Genomic DNA, 20595 nt, shown 5'->3' with positions numbered 1-20595 from the left:
CTGTGCCAAAGACCAGCCAAGCGCGCGCACACTGCTTGAGTAGCGAGCTAGCGTCTTTAGGTTTGAAGGATTGGCCGGGGGTGTGCCCCCGAATTGCGCGCAATTTGCGGCGCCGCACCAAACAAACCCTTAACCGCATATAGGACCTGGAGCAATAGATTGCCAAAAATTTGAGATAAGATCCTGAATATGTTGATTAATTCACCCCGCCAAACTTCTCGATTCTGGGCTTCCCCGTAGCCTTCCGGGGGCCGACCATGCAGCCCTCATGCCGGCATTTTCCGTGACCTCCTTCACGTTTGTATTTCCTGCGAATCCGGATAGCCTTTTCAAAGACTTGCAGGGGGTGGCGTGCGGACAGCTGCGCGCTCGCCGGCCCCGGCCAAGCCCCCGCAACCAGGTATTTCATGAGCTTTCATTATTTTGCCGGCGCCGCCTGCCGGGCGCTCACGGCGCGGAAGGACGGCCCCTCGCTTTACGACGTCTGCGACCCGGTATTGTCCGTGACGGCCGGCGGCGATCCACATCTGGCCCAATTCTACAAGACTGCACTCGGCAATCCCGCACTACGGATATTGCTCCGTCGCGCCGGCCTGCCCGAGCTGCGCGACGAGACGAAGCTGGCCCGGTTGCGCGAGGCGCTCGCCCGCGCCCGCGACGAGGCCGAGCCCGACTGGGCCGCGATCGGCCAGCCGATCGCCGATCTCGTCGACAGCATCGCGCTCGACCATCCCAAGCCGCCACCGGCGCCGTTCGCTGCGGACATGCCGCAGAGCGCGCAGATCGACGGCGCGATCCGCGACTGCGCACAGCATCTGCTCGGCTCGCACCGCCGAAACGGTTTCCTGCCGACCTATGCCGCCTTCAACCTGATCGGCGATCCCGATTTCCGCGGGCGTGAGCTGATCATGGCACTGACGGGGCTGAACGCCCGCGGCTACAAGAACTCCTCGCTGCTGTTCAATCTCGCCCGCGTCTTCATCGCGCGCTCGCCGGCGCGCGCCGTGGTCAATCCGCCCTGGAAAGGCATTGCCGAGCCGATGTGGGAGCCGGTGCAGATCCGCCATCGCTCGGCCTATTACGACGCGTTCTTCATCGAGGCGCTGCTGAGCTATGTCGAAACCGGACTCGCCTCGCCGGCTGACAAGACGGCAGCGGAGCGCGCCATCGCCGACATGGTGGATTTCTGCGTCAACATCAGCCGCGAGGAGGTCGAGGGCCTGGGTGGCGCACGCTTCAACGTGGTCACCGCACTGGCGCCGGCGCCGCATCCACGCTTCTCCCGCTACTTCGCACAGATCAAGCAGGATCTCGGCTTCGGAATCTACGTGCCGGATTGCGACACCACGGCGTGCTCGATCTCCGCAGCGACGCAGGCCGGGTGCACCGATCCCATCATCGAACAGCCGCTATTGGACTTCTACGCCGGCTATCAGGTGCGCGCCGGCGTCAACGCCCCCCGCGTGACCGTGCCGCTCAACGACAACATCGACTACGAGGGCGGGGTTGCGACCTGGATCGACAACCTCGCCGGCGAGCGCCCTTACGGCAACGATCTCGACCCGACGCTCAATCTCGACATCCTCGAGGTGAGCTTTCGCAACCTGGGGCGCTGGAAGGTCTTGGAGACTCCGGCGCGGCTCGCCACCGTCCATCGCATCATCGGCTTTCAGAAGCGGCTGGCGGCGAGCGGTGCCTTCGCCAATCCGCGCTCGCACATCTACTATCTGCCGGAGCTCTACAGCGCCTATTTCGGCCGCTGCTATGCCGCGTTCCTGTCGCTGCCGCTGGCCGCGCAAGCGGCGATCGACCCAGCCGGCGATTTCGATTTCATCCGCCACCGCGTGCTGGCCTACGTCAAAGGCGAGCTGATGGCTGCGGAGATGAACGTGTTCGACGCCGCGTTGGCGCTGATCGCGCTCGGCCATCTCGGGGCAGACCCGCGCGCCTTTGCGCCGGCCTTGAACGTCATCATCTCGAGCCTTGGCGAAGGCGGCCGCCGCGGCCCGTTCCGCGCCTACGAGTGGAACAAGATGAAGACGCCGACGCGGATTCTTGTCGGCGGCCCGGAGGTGACGTCGGCCTTCGTGCTGATGGGACTGGCAGTGGCGAAGCGCGCGATGGCGCGGGGGTGACGAACTCTGTTACCCTGCCCTGGAGGGGGAGAACGCCCTTCCACAATGACGGGAAGTTGAAAGCTCAATCGTGAGGCATAAGCTGGCCGACGAGTCAAAAGCCGACCACAATTGCGCCGTCTAGCAAAGACGTTCATCACACGCGGACCGGCATGTTGCGAAAATTCCTCCTTGCGCTGTCTTTGCTGGCCCTCCCGTCGCTGGCGTACGCCGCCGAGATCGCCGGGACCGCAAAGGTCCGTGCCGGCGATGCGGTCGTGATCGGCAATACGCGCATTCGGCTCGGCGGCATCGACGCGCCCGCAATCGACCAGCTCTGCCTTAACACCAAGGCCGAGCGGTGGACCTGCGGCGTCGCGGCCCGCGACGAGCTTGCCAAACACGCCGACGGCAGGAACTGGGTCTGCCACACCCGCTCTATCGACCGGCGCGGCCGCACCGTGGCGCGCTGCGAGGTCGGCGGCGAGGACATCCAGAAATGGCTGGTGCGCAGCGGCTGGGCGCTGGCCTATACCCGCATGTCCCGCGACTACGAGGCGGATGAAAAAGCCGCGCGCGAGGCCAAGGTCGGGATGTGGCAGGGCGCCTTCATCGCGCCCTGGGACTGGCGCGTCCGAAACAAGAAGACCACTATTCTGGGCGCGACCAAGCCGCCCGACGGAGCGCATGCCGTGCTGCTTGCCTCGGCCTCGGGGCCGGTCGCCCCCTCGCCGGACTGCACCATCAAGGGCAATGTGAACAGCGCCGGCGAGTGCATCTATCACCGGCCGACCAGCCGCTGGTACACCCAGATCAGGATGAAGGTCAGCAAGGGCACCCGCTGGTTCTGCTCGGTCGAGGAGGCCGAAGCCGCCGGCTGCCGCGAGACCAAACGATAACCCAGACCCGCGTTTTGCGCGCTTTTCCAAGGCTTCAGCGCCGCGTAAAGGTATGACCCAGCAACCCATCAGTCCGTCCTCAAGCAACAAGGACCAACAGCAATGACCGTTCGCGCGGGCCGGGAATTTCTGGCCATCCCCGGGCCCACCACGTTGCCCGACGAGGTGCTGCGGGCGATGCATCGCCCGGCGATCGACATCTACTCCAAGGAGATGCTCGACCTCACCGAGAGCCTGCTCGGCGACATCTCGAAATTGTTTGCGACCAAGGGCAAGTCCTACATCTACATCGCCAACGGTCACGGCGCCTGGGAAGCGGCACTCAGCAACGTGCTGTCGCGCGGCGACAAGGTGCTGGTGCTGGAGAGCGGGCGCTTTGCGATCGGCTGGGGCAATGCGGCCGCGCTGATGGGCGCCGAGGTCGAGGTGCTCAAGGGCGACTGGCGTCGCGCGGTGCGGCCGCACGAGGTCGAAGACCGTCTGCGCCGCGACAAGGAGCACGCCATCAAGGCCGTCGTCGTGGTCCAGGTCGACACGGCCTCGGGCGTGCAGAACGACATCGAGGCAATCGGCAAGGCGATCAAGGCGAGCGGCCATCCCGCGCTGTACATGGTCGACACCGTCGCTTCGCTCGGCTGCATGCCCTTCAAGATGGACGAATGGGGCATTGATGTCGCCATGTCCGGCTCGCAGAAGGGCCTGATGACGCCGCCCGGTCTCGGCTTCGTCGCCGCCAATGCGCGCGCGCTCGAGGTGCACAAGAAAGCCAACATGGCGACGCCCTATTGGAGCTGGAGCGAGCGCGAGGGTACCGAGAATTATCGCAAATATGCCGGCACTGCGCCGGTGCATCTGTTGTTCGCGCTGCGCCGGGCGATCGATCTCCTGCACGAGGAAGGATTGGAGAACGCCTTCCGTCGTCACAGCCTGCTCGGCGAAGCCGCGCGCCGCGCAGTCGCCGTGTGGTCGGAAGGCCAGGTGCTCGGCTTCAACGTCGCCGAAGCCAGCGAGCGCTCCAACACCGTGACCACCGTGACCATGAGCAACGGCCATGACCCCGCGGTGCTGCAGCGCTATTGCAAGGACAAGTGCGGCGTCGTGCTCGGCACCGGCATCGGCGATCTCTCGGGACAGGCCTTCCGCATCGCCCATATGGGCCATGTCAACGCGCCGATGCTGCTCGGCACGCTCGGCGTGATCGAGATCGGGCTCAATGCGCTGAAGATCCCGCACGGCAAGGGCGGACTGGAAGCGGCGGTGGCGTATCTGGGTGAGGAAGTGGCGGCGTAAGGTAACGCTGTCCCTGCCGACGCCGCGCCTCTTTCTTCCTTCTCCCCTTGCGGGAGAGGGTAAGATCAGTGCTCGAGGCGATATACTTCGATCTGGGTCTTCAACTCATTCAGCGATTTGAGCGGCGCTTTCGGGTCGACCCGATACTCCCCGCTTCTCAGCCACTTCAGCACCTTCGCATCGACTACCGGCGAGTGGTGAATGACGTCGCTGTAGTTGTCGAGATCGTGCGTCACCTGCCTGATCGCGCGGAAGTCATGGAGGCGGACATTGGGAAGCAGCGTCAGTCGCTGCGCAATGACGGCCGTCAGATCGGTGACGATCTTCAGCGTCTCGGGCGAGGCGTCGCGCATGGCGACGAATTGCAGGATCGAATAGGGCGGGAAATAGACGTCGAAGGTCACGTCGGGATGGCGTGAGATCAGGCCGAGAGCATCGCGCTCGAAATGTCCGACCATGGCGTCGTAGCCGTAGCCTTCGCCGAGGAAGCGGCTGCGCGCAGGATCTGTGATGTAGGTGAAGGCGGCAAGCGTCTTCTTCGCATTGTAGTCGCGCGCGACGTCGAAATCCCGCGGCAGCGCATAGATGTCGTCGACGTCCGCCAGCGCGAACTTGACGGGAAGAGACGGCGCTGCCCGGGTCAGCGGGTCGCGCAGCGGCGGAACCGACCTCAGCAATGCGAACAGCGACTCCTTCGCCATCGCCGCGCTGAACAGATAGGACGCGATGCCCGTGGCCGTTGCGCGGTAAAGATCGACGGACAGATAAGGATCCGCCTCGATGTCGGCGGCATCGACGAAGATGAAGTCGTCCATCTCCCAGACCACGCGCCTTGCGCCGCGATCGATCGCCTGCTCCAGCACGAAGCTCTGCTGGCGTGAATTGGAGCCGGTCATCGCCAGCTTGAGCGAACGGGTACCGAGCGCGCGGTCGATCTCGCTCTGGCGAAAATGGATCGCGAGCGAGGTGCCCATGAAGGCAGTGTCGAACGACTGGCTGCGGATCAGCCCGGCATTCTGCACGCGAGTGTCTTCGGAATAGAACGCGGTGAGGCGCGAGGGACGGAGCAATTGCAGGGGATCGACGACATAGGTGAGCGCGGCCGCGCCTAGCACGCAAACGATGCTCGCGAGGAGCAGACGTCTCACATTGGTGAATGGGGCGCCCATCAGAACCGGAAATAGATGAATTCGCTGTGGCTCTGGATGCCCAGAATGCCGAAGGCGAGCACCAGCGAGGCGCCATAGAGAAACAGCGGCCGCATGCGCCCTGCCCGCAAGGCCTCGCCGACCTTGCGGCTGCCGTGATCGTAACCCATGACCGCTTGCGTGTTCGGCGCCAGCCATACCAGCGGGGCGTAGATGGATATCAGCACCAGCGCCGCGATCTCCTGGCGGCCGAAGACGACCTCCGAGGGATCGACCATGGCGCGGAGTATCCGTAGCGCCCCGGCGACGCTCTCGGCCCGGAAGAACACCCAGGCGACGACCACGGCCAGGAAGGTGAGCGCGGCGCCAGCGATTCGAGCCGGCCTCGCAAGGGGTGACGGAATGCTCGGCACCACCGCGTTGAAGGCATGGTTGATGCAGAGATAAGCCCCATGCAGCGCGCCCCACGCAACGAACGTCCAGGCCGCGCCGTGCCAGAGGCCGCCGAGCAGCATCGTCATCATCAGATTGACGTAGCGCAGCACGCGGCCGCGGCGGTTGCCGCCGAGCGGGATGTAGAGATAGTCGCGCAGGAACTGCGACAGCGTCATGTGCCAGCGGCGCCAGAACTCGACGATGCTGGTCGCCTTGTAGGGCGAGTTGAAATTGACCGGCAGGAAGATGCCGAACATCAGCGAGATTCCGATCGCCATGTCGGAATAGCCGGAAAAGTCGAAATAGAGCTGGAATGTGTAGGCGAGCGCGCCAAGCCAGGCCTGGTCGAAGCTCGGCGAGCGCGCCTCGAAGGCGAGCGCGACCAGCGGCTGGATGCCATCGGCGAGGCAAGTCTTCTTGAACAGGCCGATTGCGAAGATGATGATTCCGCACAGGATCAGGTGCGCGTCCGGATGCTTCGATTCCTGGCGCTCGAATTGCGGAATCATGTCCTTGTGGTGGAGGATCGGCCCGGCAATCAGATGCGGGAAATAGGTCACGAACAGCGCATAATGCGGCAGCGCATAGGCTGCGACCCGCCCGCGATAGGCGTCGACCAGGAACGCAATCTGCGTGAAAGTATAGAAGGAAATGCCGACCGGTAGCAGGATGTGGACGACTAGATGCGTGCCGAGCAGCGCGTTGATGTTCTCAGCCGCAAAGCCGGCATACTTGAAGATGCCGAGCACGAGGAGATCGCCGGCGACGCCGAGAATGAGCGCGGCCTTTCGTTGGACGGGAGTGAGCTTCGCCACGATCAGCAGATGGCCGACGCCGTAGTTGAAGGCGATCGAGATCAGCAGCAGGGCCAGGAATTGCCAGCTGCCGATGGCGTAGAAGGCGAGCGAGGCCAGCGCGAGCCAGATCACCGGCGCCAGATTGCCGCGCCGGCCGAGCCAGAAATAGCCGGCCAGCACGATCGGCAGAAAAAGCAGGATGAACGGATAGGAATTGAACAGCATCAGGCTGGACCGGCGGCGGGAATCTCGTCCCTAAAGCATACGAGCGGCCGGTCAACAACCCGTCTGGTTCGGCGCTGCGCGGCTGGCAATTCGTGCTCTCGTCGCCATATTATGCGCGAACTGCCGCTCCTGCCGCCGTCATGGCCGGATTGACCCGGCAATCCATCGCTCACGAGTCTTCGTTGGTGGATGCGCGGGTCAAGCCCGCGCATGACGATCCGAGCCGGCGAGACACGAACGAGGATTGAGTGACACAAGCCAAGACGCCTTCCCAGCCCCCCGTCGCCCCGCGCCGGCCGTATTCCTTCACGCGGCATGGGATCGCCGTGACCGACGACTATGCCTGGTTGAAGGACGCGAATTGGCAGGAGGTGCTGCGCAATCCCGCCGTGCTCGACCCTGATATCCGCAAATATCTGGATGAGGAGAACGTCTACACCGAGAGCCTGCTCGGCCACACCGCGGCTTTGCAAAAGACGCTGGTGCGCGAGATGCGAGGGCGGATCAAGGAGGACGATTCCAGCGTACCGTCGCCCGATGGGCCCTTTGCCTATTTCCGCAGATTCCGCGAAGGCGGGCAGCACGAGCTGTTCGGCCGCATGCCGCGCGACGGCGGCGAGGGCCAGATCGTGCTCGACGGCGACGCCCTCGCCAAGGGCCACAAATATTTCAAATTTGGCGGCAGCCGGCACTCATATGATCACAAGCTGCAGGCCTGGAGCGCGGACACCAAGGGCTCCGAGTATTTTTCCATCCGCGTCAGGGACTGGGCGACCGGGACGGATCTCGACGACCTCGTCGAGGAGACCGACGGCAGTGTGGTCTGGACCGCGGACTGCAGGAGCTTCTTCTACGTGAAGCTGGACGACAATCACCGTCCGATGCAGGTGTGGCGGCACAGGCTCGGCACCAGGCAGGCCGACGACACGCTGGTCTATGAGGAGCAGGATGCCGGCTGGTTCACCCATCTGCATGAGAGCACCAGCGGCCGCTTCTGTGTGATCGCAGGCGGCGACCACGAGACCTCGGAACAGCGGCTGATCGATCTCGCCAATCCCGAGGCGCCGCCGCGCCTGGTCGCGGCGCGCCAGGAGGGCGTGCAATATTCACTCGCCGATCGCGGCGACGAGCTCTTCATTCTCACCAATGCGGATGACGCCATCGACTTCAAGATCGTCACCGCGCCGCTCGCTTCGCCCGAGCGCAAGAACTGGCGCGATCTGATCCCGCACCGCACCGGGCTCTACATCATCGACATCGACCTCTATGCCGGCCATCTCGTGAGGCTCGAGCGCTCCCATGCGCTGCCGGCGATCGTGATCCGCGACCTCGCAACGAACGAGGAGCACGAGATTTCGTTCGAAGAAGCCGCTTATTCGCTGGACACGATGGGCTCCTACGAATTCGACACGACGAATTTGCGCTTTGCCTATTCGTCAATGACGACGCCCTCGGAAGTCTATGACTACGACATGGTCAAGCGCACGCGCGTCCTGCGCAAGCGCCAGGAGATTCCGTCCGGCCACGATGCCGCCGACTACGTCACCACCCGCATCATGGCGAAATCGCATGACGGTGCCGAGGTGCCGGTCTCGATCCTCTATCGCCGCGGGCTCCCGCTCGAGGGCTCGGCACCGCTGCTGCTCTACGGCTACGGCTCCTACGGCATGGCGATGCCGGCCTCGTTCAATGCCAATCGCCTGTCGCTGGTCGATCGCGGTTTCGTTTACGCCATCGCCCATATCCGCGGCGGCGCGGACAAGGGCTGGGGCTGGTATCTCGACGGCAAGCGCGAGAAGAAGACAAATTCGTTCGACGATTTCGCCGCCAGCGCGCGCGCGCTGATCGATGCCAAATACACCAGCGCCAAGCGGATCATCGGCCATGGCGGCTCGGCCGGGGGCATGCTGATGGGCGCCGTGGCCAACCGCGCCGGCGAGCTGTTCGCCGGCATCGTCGCCGAAGTGCCGTTCGTCGACGTGCTCAACACCATGCTCGACGACACGCTGCCGCTGACGCCGCCGGAATGGCCCGAATGGGGCAACCCGATCGAGAGCGAGAAGGATTTTCGCACCATTTTGTCGTATTCGCCTTACGACAACGTTGCTGCAAAAGAATATCCGGCGATCCTGGCGATGGGTGGCTTGACCGATCCGCGCGTCACCTATTGGGAGCCCGCAAAGTGGATCGCGCGCCTGCGCGCCACCATGACCGGCGGCGGCCCGGTCCTGCTTCGCACCAACATGGGCGCCGGTCACGGCGGCGCCTCAGGACGATTCGACCGGCTGGACGAAGTCGCGATCGTGTACGCGTTCGCGCTGTGGGCGGTGGGGATGGCGGCGGCATGATCTGCTCCCGCGAGCGGTGAGAGGCGACTACCTCCCGTTCTTCTTCCGCCATTCCGCGAAATCGGTCAGCGTCCTCGGATCGGTGGCGGGATAGAGACCGAAGATGCCACGGCCCTTGCCGACTTCCTCGGTGACGAAATCCTCGAACGCGGTCATTTCGAAGGTTTCGTCGGCGATCTCCTCGGCCAAGTGTGCGGGGATGACGATGACGCCGTCGGCATCGCCGAGGATGACGTCGCCGGGAAATACCGGAGCGTCGCCGCAGCCGATCGGCACGTTGATCTCGATCGCCTGGTGCAGCGTGAGGTTGGTCGGCGCGCTCGGGCGATGGTGGAAAGCGGGAAAGCCGAGCCTGGCGATCTCGGCAGAATCGCGAAAGCCGCCGTCGGTGACGACGCCGGCGACGCCGCGCTTCATCAGGCGCGTGACCAGGATCGCGCCCGCCGAGGCGGCCCGCGCATCCTTGCGGCTATCCATCACCAGCACCGCGCCCGGCGGACAATCCTCAACCGCCTTGCGCTGCGGATGGGAGCGGTCCTTGAACACATCGATGGTGTTGAGATCCTCGCGCGCCGGCATGTAGCGCAGGGTGAAAGCCTCACCGACCATGGTCGGCTGGTCGGGGCTCAACGGGCGAACATCCTGGATCATCTGGATGCGGAGACCGCGCTTGAACAGCGCGGTGGCGACGGTGGCGGTGGAGACGGATTTCAGCTTGTTGCGCGTGGCTTCGGATAGTTTGGTCATGGGTGTACTCTCTCTGGTCGTCGTTCCGGGGCGATGCGTCAGCATCGAAACCGGAATCTCGAGGTTCCGGATTCGCGTCGCGCTCCGGAACGACAGAACCTAGTAGATCGACGGCTCGCCGATCGGCGCGCCGAAATCCGTCTCGAGGAAGTCGAAGTCGCAGCCGTCATTGGCCTGCTTGATGTGCCTGGTGAACATCCAGCCATAGCCGCGCTCGAAGCGGCGCTCGGGCTGCTTCCAGGCGGCGCGGCGCTTGGCGAGTTCGTCCTCCGATATATCGAGGTTGATGGTGCGGGCGGCGACGTCGAGCGTGATGAAGTCGCCGTTCTGCACCAGCGCCAGCGGGCCGCCGATATAGGACTCCGGGGAAACATGCAGGATGCACGCGCCGTAGCTGGTGCCGCTCATGCGCGCATCGGAGATCCGCACCATGTCGCGGACGCCCTGCTTCACCAGCTTGGTCGGGATCGGCAGCATGCCCCATTCCGGCATGCCAGGACCGCCCTGCGGCCCGGCATTGCGCAGGATGAGGATGTGATCCTCGGTGACGTCGAGATCGGGATCGTCGACCGCCTTCTTCATCGATGGATAGTCGTCGAACACCAGCGCAGGTCCCGTGTGCTTGAGGAAGCGCGGTGCGCAGGCAGAGGGCTTGATGACGCAGCCGTCGGGCGCGAGATTGCCCTTCAGCACCGCGAGCGCGCCTTCCTTGTAGATGGGATTGTCGATCCCGCGGATCACGTCGGCATTGTGGACTTCGGCCCCCTCGATGTTCTCGCCAATAGTCCTGCCGGTGACGGTGATGCAGTCGAGATGCAGGTGTGGCTTGATCTGGTTCATCAGCGCCGGCAGGCCGCCGGCATAGAAGAAGTCCTCCATCAAATACGTGTCGCCGCTCGGCCGGACATTGGCGATCACGGGCACCTTGCGGCTGGCGATCTCGAAGTCGTCCAGCCCAATATCCTGGCCGGCACGGCGGGCCTGCGCGATCAGATGGATGATCGCGTTGGTCGAGCAACCCATCGCCATCGCGACCGCGATGGCGTTCTCGAACGCTTTGCGGCTCTGGATCGTCTTCGGCGTCAGATCCTCCCAGACCATCTCGACGATGCGGCGGCCGCATTCGCTGGCCATGCGGATATGGTTGGCGTCCGCAGCGGGAATCGAGGAGGCGCCCGGCAAGGTCATGCCGATCGCCTCGGCGATCGCGGTCATGGTCGAGGCCGTGCCCATCGTCATGCAGGTGCCGTAGCTGCGCGCGATGCCGGCCTCGATATCGAGCCAGTCCTTGTCCGAGATCTTCCCGGCGCGGCGCTCGTCCCAGTATTTCCAGCCGTCCGAGCCGGAGCCGAGCGTCTTGCCCTTCCAGTTGCCGCGCAGCATCGGACCTGCCGGCAGATAGATCGCAGGGATGTTCATCGAGGTCGCGCCGAGCAGCAGCGCCGGCGTGGTCTTATCGCAACCGCCCATCAGCACGACGCCGTCGACGGGATGGCCGCGCAAGAGTTCCTCGGCATCCATCGCCAGCAGATTGCGGTAGAGCATCGTGGTGGGCTTGAGCAGCGATTCCGACAGCGACAGCGCCGGCAGTTCCAGCGGCAGGCCGCCTGCCATCAGGATGCCGCGCTTGACGTCATCGACGCGCGACTTGAAATGCATGTGGCAGGGCTGAGCGTCCGACCATGTGTTGAGGATCGCGATGATCGGCCGATCCTTCCACTCCTCGGGGGCGTAGCCCATCTGCATGGCGCGGGAGCGGTGGCCGAACGAGCGCAGGTCATCGGGCGCGAACCAGCGCGCGCTGCGGAGCTGGTCGGGCGTCTTTTTCTTGCCGGTCATGCTGTTCCTTGTCCGTCCGAAGAATTCGCCTTGCTCTTCTCACACGCTGTCCATCCCCGGCAAGACGCCGGACGGGCCGGAGGCGGACTTCAGCTATGCACTCAGGCCTGCGTACCGGTCCGTGCAGCGCAATAAATCCACGCCTCGGGCCGGAGAGGCTCCGAAGTGCTTGCGGGCAGAGCAGAATCCGCGCATCAATTTCATATTTGATGGCTTTGATTTTGGTCCGGGGACTTCCGCCTGACCAGGAGGACATTTGGACGTGGCCAACATCCTGATCGTGGATGACGATCCGGCCGTAGAGATCACCATCCGGCGGCGGCTGGAACGGGCAGGCCATCACCTGACGGTCGCAGGCGAGCCTCTTGCCGCGATCGATGGCTGCCTGGAGGCGGAAGAGCCGGAGGACGCCCATGTCCGCACCGGCTGCCGATGACAAGAACGCTCCCTCTGCTCCAGGCCAGACATGGCGCGGCGGGACGGCAATTGCTGCGAATGTCCCCATGAGGCTCGCAACCACGCTGGCAACGCGGCTGGCCGTCGCGATGATCCTGCTGGTGGCGATCACCGTGGCGGCCGTTGGATGGCTGGGCTATCGCAACACGACACAGGCGGTCATTCCGCGAGTCCTGGAGCGGTTCGAAGCCCAGGCACGCCTGCTCGCGAGCAATCTTCAATCCTATGCCGACGGAGTGCGCGGCGATCTGATCGGCTATCGCGCCGCGGCGGCCATCAAGGGCCTCATCCGCGCTCACGCCGCTGGAGGAATCGACCCTTCAGACGGCGTCTCGGAGCAAACCTGGCGCGAGCGTATCGCGACACGGCTCGTGGCCGAGATCGAGGCCAAGCCCATCTATGGGCAATTTCGGATCATCGGTATCGATAACGGCCAGCGCGAGCTGGTCCGTGTCGATCGCTCCGGACCGAATGGCGCGGCCCGGATCGCCCCGGACGACGAACTGGAGCGCAAGGGCGACCGAGCCTACTTCCAGGAAACGATACGGCTCAGGCCCGGCGAGATTTATGTGTCGTCAGTCGATCTCGCGACCCGCAGGGGAGGAACGACGGCTCCTCACGTTCCAACTCTGCGCGTCGCGATGCCGCTGTTCACCGACGACGACAGGCCGTTCGGCATCATCGTGGCCAATATCGACATGCGCCCGGCACTCGACCATGTCCGCTCGACCGTGCGCTCGGGAGGAGAGATTTACGTCGTGAACTCGCGCGGCGGCTATCTCCTCCATCCCGATCGCACGCGCGAACTCGGCGCCTCGCATGACCGTCCCACTGACTGGCGCAAGGACTTCCCCTATTTCGCCGCGTTGGCCGGAACGCTGGACGTGTCGACGCGGCTCCTGACCGATGAATCGGGCCGGCCGAGCGGCGCGGCGATCGCCCCGGCACTGCTCGCGGGCAAGGAATGGGTCGCAATCATCGAGACGATTCCGGCGCCTGTGTTCGGCCTCGTGCCCGCGGCCATCCAAAGAACCTCCTTGCTCGTCGGCGTACTGGCCGTGCTCGCGGCGGCGGCACTCGCCGTGCTGCTGGCCCGGTCGCTGACGCGCCCGATCGGGCGCCTGACCGCCGCGGTACAAGCCATCGGCAGCGGGCGCCCGGCGGACATTCCCGTCGATGCCGGCGGCGAGACCGGCGTGCTGGCGCGGGCTTTTGCCCAAATGGTCGAAGAGACGCGCGCGAAAGCAGCCGCTCTCGAACGCGAGATCGAAGAGCATCGCCGCACCGAGGCGGCGCGGAGCCATCACGCGGCGCGCGAGAGCTTGTTCAGCGCCGCGGTGGAGTCGTCCGACGACGCGATCGTGATGCAGACGTTAGAGGCCGTCATCACCGGCTGGAATCCAGCCGCCGAGCGTCTTTATGGCTATACGGCGGAGGAGGCGATCGGGAAGCCGACGTCGATCATCGTTCCGCCCGACCGCCGCGAGCAGGGCAAGGATTACTTGCGGCGAATCGCGCGGGGCGAGCCGATCGAACGGTTCGAGACGGTGCGCCTGCGCAAGGACGGAACGCCGGTCGAGATCTCGCTTGGCCTGTCGCCGATCAAAGGACCGTCGGGCGAGATCATCGGCGCCTCCGGCAGCGCGCGCAGCCTGACCGAGGCGCGGCGCGCCGAGCGGGCGCTGCAGCACCAGCTCGAGGAGCGGCGGCAAATCTTCGAGACGTCGCAGGACCTGATCATGATCATGGATGCGCGGGGCCACATCGCGCAGATCAGCCCGAGCAGCGAGGCCATTCTGGGCTACCGGCCCGAGGAGATGACGGGCCGCAGCGGCGCCGATTTCATTCATCCCGATCATCTGGAGACGTCGCGCGATGAGATGCGCGCCCTCCGGCGCGGCGAGCGTCCGAAGCTCGCGGACACCCGCTGTTTCCACAAGAACGGACATGAGGTCTGGCTGTCATGGCTCGGCAGCTGGTCCGAGCCGGCGCATCGCTTCTTCTTTGTCGGACGCGACATGACCGAAGCGCGGCTCGCGCAGGAATCTCTCCGCGAGAGCGAGCGGCTTGCCCGCAACATCGTCGAGACCTCGCTCGACGCCTTCGTCCAGACCGACGAAACCAGCAGCATCCTGAACTGGAACTCGCGGGCCGAGCAGCTGTTCGGCTGGCACCGCGACGAGGTGCTCGGCAAGCGCACGATTGATCTCATCGTCGCCGAGAGCGAACGCGAGAGGGTCAGGTCGGGACTGAAGCGCTTCCTTGAGAACGCGGACGGCGGGACGCTGAACCGTCGCCACGAGCTCATGTGCCGCCGCCGGGACGGCAAGGAATTCAAGGCCGAACTCAGCGTTACTGCCCTGAAGCGCCGCGAGGGCCTGCTGTTCAACGTCTTCTACCGAGATCTCACCGACAAGATCGCCGCCGAGGAGCGCATCCGCCATGTCGAGAAAATGGAGGCCATCGGTCAGCTGACCGGCGGCGTGGCGCACGACTTCAACAACATTCTCACCGTCATCACGGGAACCATCGAAATTCTGGCGGAGGCCGTCGAGAAGGAGCCGCAGCTCGCAGCCATCACGAAGATGATCGACGAGGCCGCCGCGCGCGGCGCCGATCTGACCCAGCACCTGCTCGCCTTCGCACGCAAGCAGCCGCTCCAGCCGCGTGAGATCGACATCAATTCGCTCATCGTCGACACCGCGAAACTCTTGCGGCCGACGCTTGGCGAGCAGGTCCAGATCGAATCGGTGTTCGAGGACGAGAATTGCGTTGCCATCGTCGATCCCAACCAGCTCACCACCGCGATTCTCAACCTCGCGCTGAATGCCCGCGACGCCATGCCGGGCGGCGGCAAGCTCATCCTGGAGACGGGCGTTGCCTACCTCGACGAGGTCTATGCCAGCGCGAACGATATGCCGCCGGGGCATTACGTGCTGATCGCCGTGAGCGACACCGGAACCGGAATCCCTGCGAACATGTTGACCAGGGTGTTCGACCCGTTCTTCACCTCGAAGGGACCGGGCAAGGGCACCGGCCTCGGACTTTCGATGGTTTACGGCTTCATCAAACAGTCCGCAGGTCACATCAAGATCTACAGCGAGGAAGGCCACGGCACCACGATCAAGATGTATCTGCCGCCCGGCAAAACGCCGACCGCTGCGGGCGAAGGCGTGGCGCCGGCAACGATCGAGGGTGGGCACGAAACGATCCTCGTGGTCGAGGACGACCAGCTGGTGCGGGATTACGTGCTGGCGCAACTGCACTCGCTGGGTTACGTCACCTTGCAGGCCGCAAACGCCGCCGAGGCGCTCGCGATCGTCGCAGCCGGAAAGCCCTTCGACCTTCTGTTCACCGACGTCATCATGCCCGGCAAGATGAACGGGCGGCAGCTCGCCGACGAGGTGATGAAGACACGCCCCGATCTCAAGGTGGTTTATACGTCGGGCTATACCGAGAACGCGATCATCCATCACGGCCGGCTGGATACGGGCGTTCTCTTGCTGGCCAAGCCCTATCGCAAGTCGGATCTGGCGCGGATCATCCGCAAGGCGCTGCAATCGTAGCTGACCTCTCGTGTCCCGGACAAGGCGCAGCGCCATGAGCGCTGCGACGCAGAGCCGGAACCCAGAGACTCTCAGGGCGGACTTGGAGAGATGGGCCCCGGCTCAGCGGCGCATCATTGCACGATGCGCTGCGTCCGGGACACGAGAGAGGATGGCCAATCGGCCTTACGACGCGCGTTGCGCCGCGGTCATCACGATGCGGATCAGGTCGGCGGCGTTGCGCGCGCCGAGCTTCTTCATAATGTTGGCGCGGTGGTCCTCGATCGTGCGCGGGCTGATGCCGAGCGTGCGGCCGGCTTCCTTGTTGGACGCACCCGAGGCGAACTGCTCGAGCACTTCGCGCTCTCTGCGCGTCAACGGCTCGCGTCCGGGGAAATGCAGCGAGCCGAACTTCGGTGATGCGTTCTCCGCCTGCCTGCGGGCATAGGCGCCGATCGCCTCATCGAGCCGGGCGACGATCTCGCTGCCGCGGAACGGCTTCTCGATGAAGTCGAGCGCGCCGCTCTTGATCGCGCCCACTGCCATCGCAATGTCGCCCTGCCCGGAGATCATGAAGATCGGCGCCGGATAATCCTCGCCGTGAAGTTCCTTCAGAATGTCGAGACCGGACTTCCCGGGAATGTGCACATCGAGCAGGATCGCAGCCGGTGTTCGGCTCCGCGCAACAGAGAGCAGCGCCGCACCGTCCGCAAAGCAAATCACCTCATAGCCCGCCGCCTTCAACACCATCGACAAGGTGTCGCGAACGGCAGGGTCGTCGTCGACCACGAAGATTTCACCAGGAGAGCTTTGTTCGGCCATGTGCCACATCCAGTTGGCATGAGGGACTCGCGTCCGCACCAATCATCATGGCGCTTGGCGCGGATTCGGCCCACCCGCATTTGTACGGGACATGGACTTAACGCACAAGTAGCGGCATGGCGCCTAATCGCAGCGGACGGAGAATATCCATGCCAATTTGGCCTACACGTCGCTTCTTCTCGTAGACATCGAGAGCCGCGAGCTAATTGCGGCGCACCTTCCCTTGCTGATCGCACGGATCGAGACCAGCATGCGCCGGATCGCCGCAGCCCAGAGAACACGGCAGCGATAAAGAAGGTTCCGCAGTCGTCGTCTTGTTCCACGACGACACGCGTCGTGATGCCACAGCCAACGCCGCTCTCGACGCTTGGCGGGCTGCCCTCGGTCTCGCTCGTGCAATGATTATCGGAATTCGGCAGCCCGGCCGTTGCGAGCAGCACTGCGGCCCACGCCCGGTCGCATGTCAGCACCGCGCCTAGGCGCGGTGCCGTTCCACGATGGCATCGGTGGCAACACCGCCCCAAGTGTGAATCGCCGGCAGTCCCATCGCGGCTTTGCCGAGATTGGCGAGGCAGATGCGCAGAGCCGCAAGATCCAGCGGCTTCGGCAGGCTCTGGAGCTCGATCCCCACCGAACGGGCAAAGCTGCGGGCGCCACTGCGGCGCTTGCCGTCCATGCCGCTGATGACGATCACGGAACCCGCGAATTTCGCGCTCGCCATCTCGCGCAGCACGTCGATGCCGTCGCCATCCTCCAACACGAGATCGAGCGTCACGCAATCGAAGCGGGCCGCGCGGAGCTTCTCGATCGCATCCGCCACGGACGGCGCCACGGTGACTTCGTGGCCGGCCTGCCTGGCGGCGACCGTGATCAGGTGGCGTTGCGTGGCATCGTCGTCGACCACCAGGAGCTGAAGCGCTCTCCGCTCGGCGGCGTCGGGCAGGTTTGACGAGATGGGGGAAAGAGAGCTTCTGGGCATGCCGTATTCCTGAGATTGAGACCAGCAATGGATACACGGCTCGCGCTTAGGCGACGTAAAGCTGTTGCGGTCAATTGACTCGGATGTATTCAGCAGATGTGAAGCAACGCCCAAGGACCGGCGACAGGGCGGCCAGATCACGCCGCGGCGTCGTGACCGCCGGCTGCACCGCGCTTCTTCCTGTTCTTGCCGCGCAGGAACTGGATGTCCATCTCGGCACCATTGACGCGGACCAGTTCGCAGCGCCGGTACGCCAGACCCGTTGACGACAACAGCAGGAAGAACTCTTTCAGGTTCAGACCCTGGATCGACCCCTCGACCGTGAGGATGGCGTCGGTGTCGGAGATCGCGTTGAGCTTGCAATCCCGCCGCCAGGTGCCGTCGATGGCCATGATGCAGACATCATAGCCGCGGCTGAACGTGACGCGCTCCGCGCCCTTGCCATCCTCGGCCATGCCTATCGTCCCGCCATCGCCGCCATGCGCGGCGGCGCACCGGCGAGAGCCGGCTTGGCCGACGCCGCACGCAGGTCGTTCGGCTTGTAGAGGCCGCGCCGCTCCGGAATCGGCCTGAACACATCGGTCAGGCCGACCACGGTTTCGGCGGCGCCCAGCACCAGAAAGCCGTCGGGCTCGACCTGGCGCGCCAGCCGGTTGAAGATGTTGACCTTGGTCTCCTGGTCGAAATAGATCAGCACGTTGCGGCAGAAGATGACGTCGAAGGTGCCGAGCTGCGAAAAATCGTGCAGCAGGTTGAGCTGCCGATGCTGGATCATCGCTCGCAATTCCGGATTGACCTGCCAGGTCTCGCCGGTCTGCTTGAAATATTTGACCAGCATCTGGATCGGCAGGCCGCGCTGCACCTCGAACTGGCTGTAGACGCCGGCCTTGGCCTTCTCCAGCACTTCCTGCGAGAGGTCGGTCGCGATGATTTCGATGCGCCAGCCGGTGAGGGCCGAGCTCATGTCCTTCAGGCACATTGCCAGCGAGTAAGGCTCCTGCCCGGTCGAGCCGGCTGCGCACCAGATGCGCACGCTGCGCTTGCTCGCACGCGCCTTGATGATTTCCGGCATGATGTGGTCACGGAAATGATCGAACGGGACCTTGTCGCGAAAGAAGAAGGTCTCGTTGGTGGTCATCGCCTCGACCACGCTGGTGACCAGCGCGCCGGAGCCGCCTTGCAGCTTCTGCACCAGTTCGCCGATGCTGGAGAGTCCGGCCTTGCGGGCGAGCGGCAGCAGGCGGCTTTCGATCAGATATTGCTTGTCCGCGGAAAGGTCGAGACCGGAATTGTCCTTCAAGAACTTGCGCAGATACTCATACTCGGTCGGATTCACGGAAGACCTCTTGCAGTTGTCGAGCGCGTTTCAGGCCGCCGTCTCTTCGCCCAGCGGGATCAGCCCGACTTCCTGGAATTTCGCCATCACGATGTCCTTGTCGAACGGCTTCATGATGTACTCGTTGGCACCGCCGCCCATCGCCTTCGTGATGTGGTCGATGCCGGTCTCGGTGGTGCAGAACACGACCATGGGTTCTTCGCCCCCGGGCATGCGGCGCAACGTGCTGAGGAACTGGAAGCCGTCCATCACGGGCATGTTCCAGTCGAGCAGGATGGCTTCCGGCATCGCCTTCTTGCAGTGGACCAGCGCCTCGACGCCGTCTTCCGCTTCGATCACCTGAAAACCCAGCGCTTCGACGATCCGGCGGGCAACCTTTCGGACGATGCTGGAATCGTCAACAACCAAACAAGTCTTCATTCTTGTTCTCCGACTCTAATATTTCCGGTGTGAGTTCACGCAGCCATCTGCACTTTGGTTTCGAGCTCGAGGACGCGATCGACGTCGAGGACGACCATGAGCTGGCCGTCGAGGCGGTGGACGCCGCCGGCGAGCTTGGCCATGCGCGGGTCGAGGTTGACGGGGTTCTCCTCCATGCCGGCCTCGGGCAGGCGCAGCACCTCGCCGATCTGGTCGATCAAGAGGCCATAGGATTCGCCGCGCAGGTCGACGCCGACGGCCATCGGGGTCTTGCCATCCTCGTCCCTGGGCAGGCCGAGACGAGAGCGCATGTCGACGACGGTGACGATGCGGCCGCGCAGGTTGAGGACGCCCGCGATCTCGCGCGAGGCCAGCGGCACGCGGGTGACGCGCTCGGGCATGAACACGTCCTGGACGCGGGAGATCGGCAGGCCGAACAGCTGGCCGCCGATCATCGCGGTGACGTATTCGACCATGGCGCCTTCGCCGATCTGGGTCTTGCTGCTCATATGCGTATCTCCTGATCCATCCCGCTTAAGGTTCAAGCCGCCGCCGCCCGGCTCAGCTCGGAGGCGCCGGCGGCGCCCGCGGTCTGCTCCTTCAGTGCCGCGATCAGGCCGGGACGGTCGAACTTGGCGACGTAGTCGTGGAAGCCGGCCTGCCGGCCGCGCTCGATCGCCGCCGGCGACACCAGTGCGGAGAGGCCGATGATCGGCGTCGCGGCGAGGTTGTTGTCGGAACGGACGACTTCCGCGAACTCGAACCCGTTCATGTCGGGCATCTCGATGTCGGTCAGGATCACGTCGAAGCTCTGCGCGCGCAGCGCCGCCAGGCCCTCCTGCGCGGTCGGCGCGGTGCGGACGCGGTAACCGGCGGCCTTGAGCACGGGCGCCAGCATGTTGCGGAAGAACGCGCTGTCGTCGACCAGCAGCACCGATTGCGAATGCAATGACGGCTTCATCTCCTTGCGGGTGAACCAGTCGGAGAACGCCATGGGCAGGAAGTGGCCGACGTCGATCACCTCGGTGGCCTGGCCCTTGATCACGGCCGAGCCCAGAATGCCCGAACCCGAGCCGCCGACCTCGATGTTGAGCCGTTCCTCGACGATGTCGATGATCTCGTCGACGACGAGGCCCATGGAGCGGCCGTCGTCGGCGAACACCAGGATCGGCTGGGCACCCTGGCTCGCAATGGT

Annotated in this window: 16 protein-coding genes and 1 pseudogene; 6 read left to right on the top strand and 11 right to left on the bottom strand. The window is 64.5% G+C overall.

Annotated features, from left to right (window positions below; genetic code table 11):
- The first annotated feature begins 407 nt into the window (after positions 1-407).
- From K408_RS0133705 to K408_RS0133695, 3 genes are all read left to right on the top strand, one after another.
- Complete coding sequence (locus K408_RS0133705; RefSeq protein WP_024342998.1) at positions 408-2135, top strand: hypothetical protein; 1728 nt, start codon at positions 408-410, stop codon at positions 2133-2135.
- A gap of 152 nt (positions 2136-2287) precedes the next feature.
- The gene (locus tag K408_RS0133700) at positions 2288-3013 is read left to right on the top strand and encodes a thermonuclease family protein (protein WP_024342999.1); all 726 of its coding nucleotides are present in this window, start codon (positions 2288-2290) and stop codon (positions 3011-3013) included.
- A gap of 102 nt (positions 3014-3115) precedes the next feature.
- On the top strand, positions 3116-4303 hold the full coding sequence (locus K408_RS0133695; protein ID WP_024343000.1) for a pyridoxal-phosphate-dependent aminotransferase family protein: 1188 nt from the start codon (positions 3116-3118) through the stop codon (positions 4301-4303).
- Positions 4304-4368: 65 nt separating this feature from the next.
- Here the strand turns inward: K408_RS0133695 and K408_RS0133690 are convergent, their stop codons facing one another.
- On the bottom strand, positions 4369-5472 hold the full coding sequence (locus K408_RS0133690; protein WP_024343001.1) for a hypothetical protein: 1104 nt from the start codon (positions 5470-5472) through the stop codon (positions 4369-4371).
- Positions 5472-6908 (bottom strand): MBOAT family O-acyltransferase, encoded by a 1437-nt coding sequence (locus K408_RS0133685; protein ID WP_024343002.1) that lies wholly within the window; start codon positions 6906-6908, stop codon positions 5472-5474. Before K408_RS0133685 ends, K408_RS0133690 begins: the two co-directional genes overlap by 1 nt.
- A 248-nt stretch (positions 6909-7156) precedes the next feature.
- On the opposite strand from K408_RS0133685, the gene K408_RS0133680 reads away from it, so the two are divergent.
- Entirely contained in the window at positions 7157-9256 is a 2100-nt protein-coding gene (locus K408_RS0133680; RefSeq protein ID WP_024343003.1) for a S9 family peptidase, read from the top strand.
- Between the two features lie 27 nt (positions 9257-9283).
- On the opposite strand, the gene K408_RS0133675 is transcribed toward K408_RS0133680, so the two are convergent.
- Together K408_RS0133675 and araD are read right to left on the bottom strand one after the other, a co-directional pair.
- Positions 9284-10003 carry a ribonuclease activity regulator RraA gene (locus K408_RS0133675; RefSeq protein WP_024343004.1) on the bottom strand — a complete coding sequence of 240 codons (720 nt, stop codon included), beginning with the start codon at positions 10001-10003 and terminating at the stop codon, positions 9284-9286.
- Between the two features lie 99 nt (positions 10004-10102).
- Complete coding sequence (gene araD, locus K408_RS0133670; RefSeq protein ID WP_024343005.1) at positions 10103-11842, bottom strand: L-arabinonate dehydratase; 1740 nt, start codon at positions 11840-11842, stop codon at positions 10103-10105.
- 262 nt (positions 11843-12104) lie between these two features.
- Between araD and K408_RS44195 the strand changes: the two are divergent.
- Positions 12105-12203, top strand: a pseudogene (locus tag K408_RS44195) (response regulator); the annotation flags it as partial.
- Between the two features lie 52 nt (positions 12204-12255).
- Positions 12256-15864 carry a PAS domain S-box protein gene (locus K408_RS0133660; protein ID WP_024343006.1) on the top strand — a complete coding sequence of 1203 codons (3609 nt, stop codon included), beginning with the start codon at positions 12256-12258 and terminating at the stop codon, positions 15862-15864.
- A 165-nt stretch (positions 15865-16029) separates the two neighbouring features.
- Here the strand turns inward: K408_RS0133660 and K408_RS0133655 are convergent, their stop codons facing one another.
- From K408_RS0133655 to K408_RS39430, 7 genes are all read right to left on the bottom strand, one after another.
- A complete protein-coding gene (locus tag K408_RS0133655) occupies positions 16030-16665 on the bottom strand; it encodes a response regulator transcription factor (protein ID WP_024343007.1) in 636 nt (211 codons plus the stop codon).
- A 475-nt stretch (positions 16666-17140) separates the two neighbouring features.
- The gene (locus K408_RS0133645; protein WP_024343008.1) at positions 17141-17644 is read right to left on the bottom strand and encodes a response regulator; all 504 of its coding nucleotides are present in this window, start codon (positions 17642-17644) and stop codon (positions 17141-17143) included.
- A gap of 137 nt (positions 17645-17781) precedes the next feature.
- Positions 17782-18099, bottom strand: a complete 318-nt coding sequence (locus K408_RS0133640) for a hypothetical protein (RefSeq protein WP_011083221.1) — start codon at positions 18097-18099, stop codon at positions 17782-17784.
- Positions 18100-18101: 2 nt separating this feature from the next.
- Positions 18102-18980: a CheR family methyltransferase gene (locus K408_RS0133635; protein WP_024343009.1), complete on the bottom strand. Its 879-nt coding sequence runs from the start codon at positions 18978-18980 to the stop codon at positions 18102-18104.
- Between the two features lie 30 nt (positions 18981-19010).
- Positions 19011-19400 carry a response regulator gene (locus K408_RS0133630; RefSeq protein WP_024343010.1) on the bottom strand — a complete coding sequence of 130 codons (390 nt, stop codon included), beginning with the start codon at positions 19398-19400 and terminating at the stop codon, positions 19011-19013.
- 35 nt (positions 19401-19435) lie between these two features.
- The gene (locus tag K408_RS0133625) at positions 19436-19909 is read right to left on the bottom strand and encodes a chemotaxis protein CheW (RefSeq protein ID WP_024343011.1); all 474 of its coding nucleotides are present in this window, start codon (positions 19907-19909) and stop codon (positions 19436-19438) included.
- A 32-nt stretch (positions 19910-19941) separates the two neighbouring features.
- A partial coding sequence (locus K408_RS39430; protein ID WP_035698785.1) for a response regulator occupies positions 19942-20595 on the bottom strand: 654 nt, incomplete at its 5' end.

Origin of the sequence: Bradyrhizobium sp. in8p8 (genome assembly GCF_000426845.1) — a bacterium.
Taxonomy (GTDB): Bacteria; Pseudomonadota; Alphaproteobacteria; order Rhizobiales; family Xanthobacteraceae; genus Bradyrhizobium; species Bradyrhizobium japonicum_C.
The sequence above is the reverse complement of the archived record's forward strand: the minus strand, read 5'-3'. Positions and strand labels throughout refer to the sequence as shown.

Bases quoted from the DNA above. Each gene is read 5' to 3' on its own strand.
- K408_RS0133705 (WP_024342998.1), top strand. From the start codon at position 408: ATGAGCTTTCATTATTTTGCCGGCGCCGCCTGCCGGGCGCTCACGGCG.
- K408_RS0133700 (WP_024342999.1), top strand. From the start codon at position 2,288: ATGTTGCGAAAATTCCTCCTTGCGCTGTCTTTGCTGGCCCTCCCGTCG.
- K408_RS0133695 (WP_024343000.1), top strand. From the start codon at position 3,116: ATGACCGTTCGCGCGGGCCGGGAATTTCTGGCCATCCCCGGGCCCACC.
- K408_RS0133690 (WP_024343001.1), bottom strand. From the start codon at position 5,472: ATGGGCGCCCCATTCACCAATGTGAGACGTCTGCTCCTCGCGAGCATC.
- K408_RS0133685 (WP_024343002.1), bottom strand. From the start codon at position 6,908: ATGCTGTTCAATTCCTATCCGTTCATCCTGCTTTTTCTGCCGATCGTG.
- K408_RS0133675 (WP_024343004.1), bottom strand. From the start codon at position 10,003: ATGACCAAACTATCCGAAGCCACGCGCAACAAGCTGAAATCCGTCTCC.
- araD (WP_024343005.1), bottom strand. From the start codon at position 11,842: ATGACCGGCAAGAAAAAGACGCCCGACCAGCTCCGCAGCGCGCGCTGG.
- K408_RS0133660 (WP_024343006.1), top strand. From the start codon at position 12,256: ATGTCCGCACCGGCTGCCGATGACAAGAACGCTCCCTCTGCTCCAGGC.
- K408_RS0133655 (WP_024343007.1), bottom strand. From the start codon at position 16,665: ATGGCCGAACAAAGCTCTCCTGGTGAAATCTTCGTGGTCGACGACGAC.
- K408_RS0133645 (WP_024343008.1), bottom strand. From the start codon at position 17,644: ATGCCCAGAAGCTCTCTTTCCCCCATCTCGTCAAACCTGCCCGACGCC.
- K408_RS0133640 (WP_011083221.1), bottom strand. From the start codon at position 18,099: ATGGCCGAGGATGGCAAGGGCGCGGAGCGCGTCACGTTCAGCCGCGGC.
- K408_RS0133630 (WP_024343010.1), bottom strand. From the start codon at position 19,400: ATGAAGACTTGTTTGGTTGTTGACGATTCCAGCATCGTCCGAAAGGTT.
- K408_RS0133625 (WP_024343011.1), bottom strand. From the start codon at position 19,909: ATGAGCAGCAAGACCCAGATCGGCGAAGGCGCCATGGTCGAATACGTC.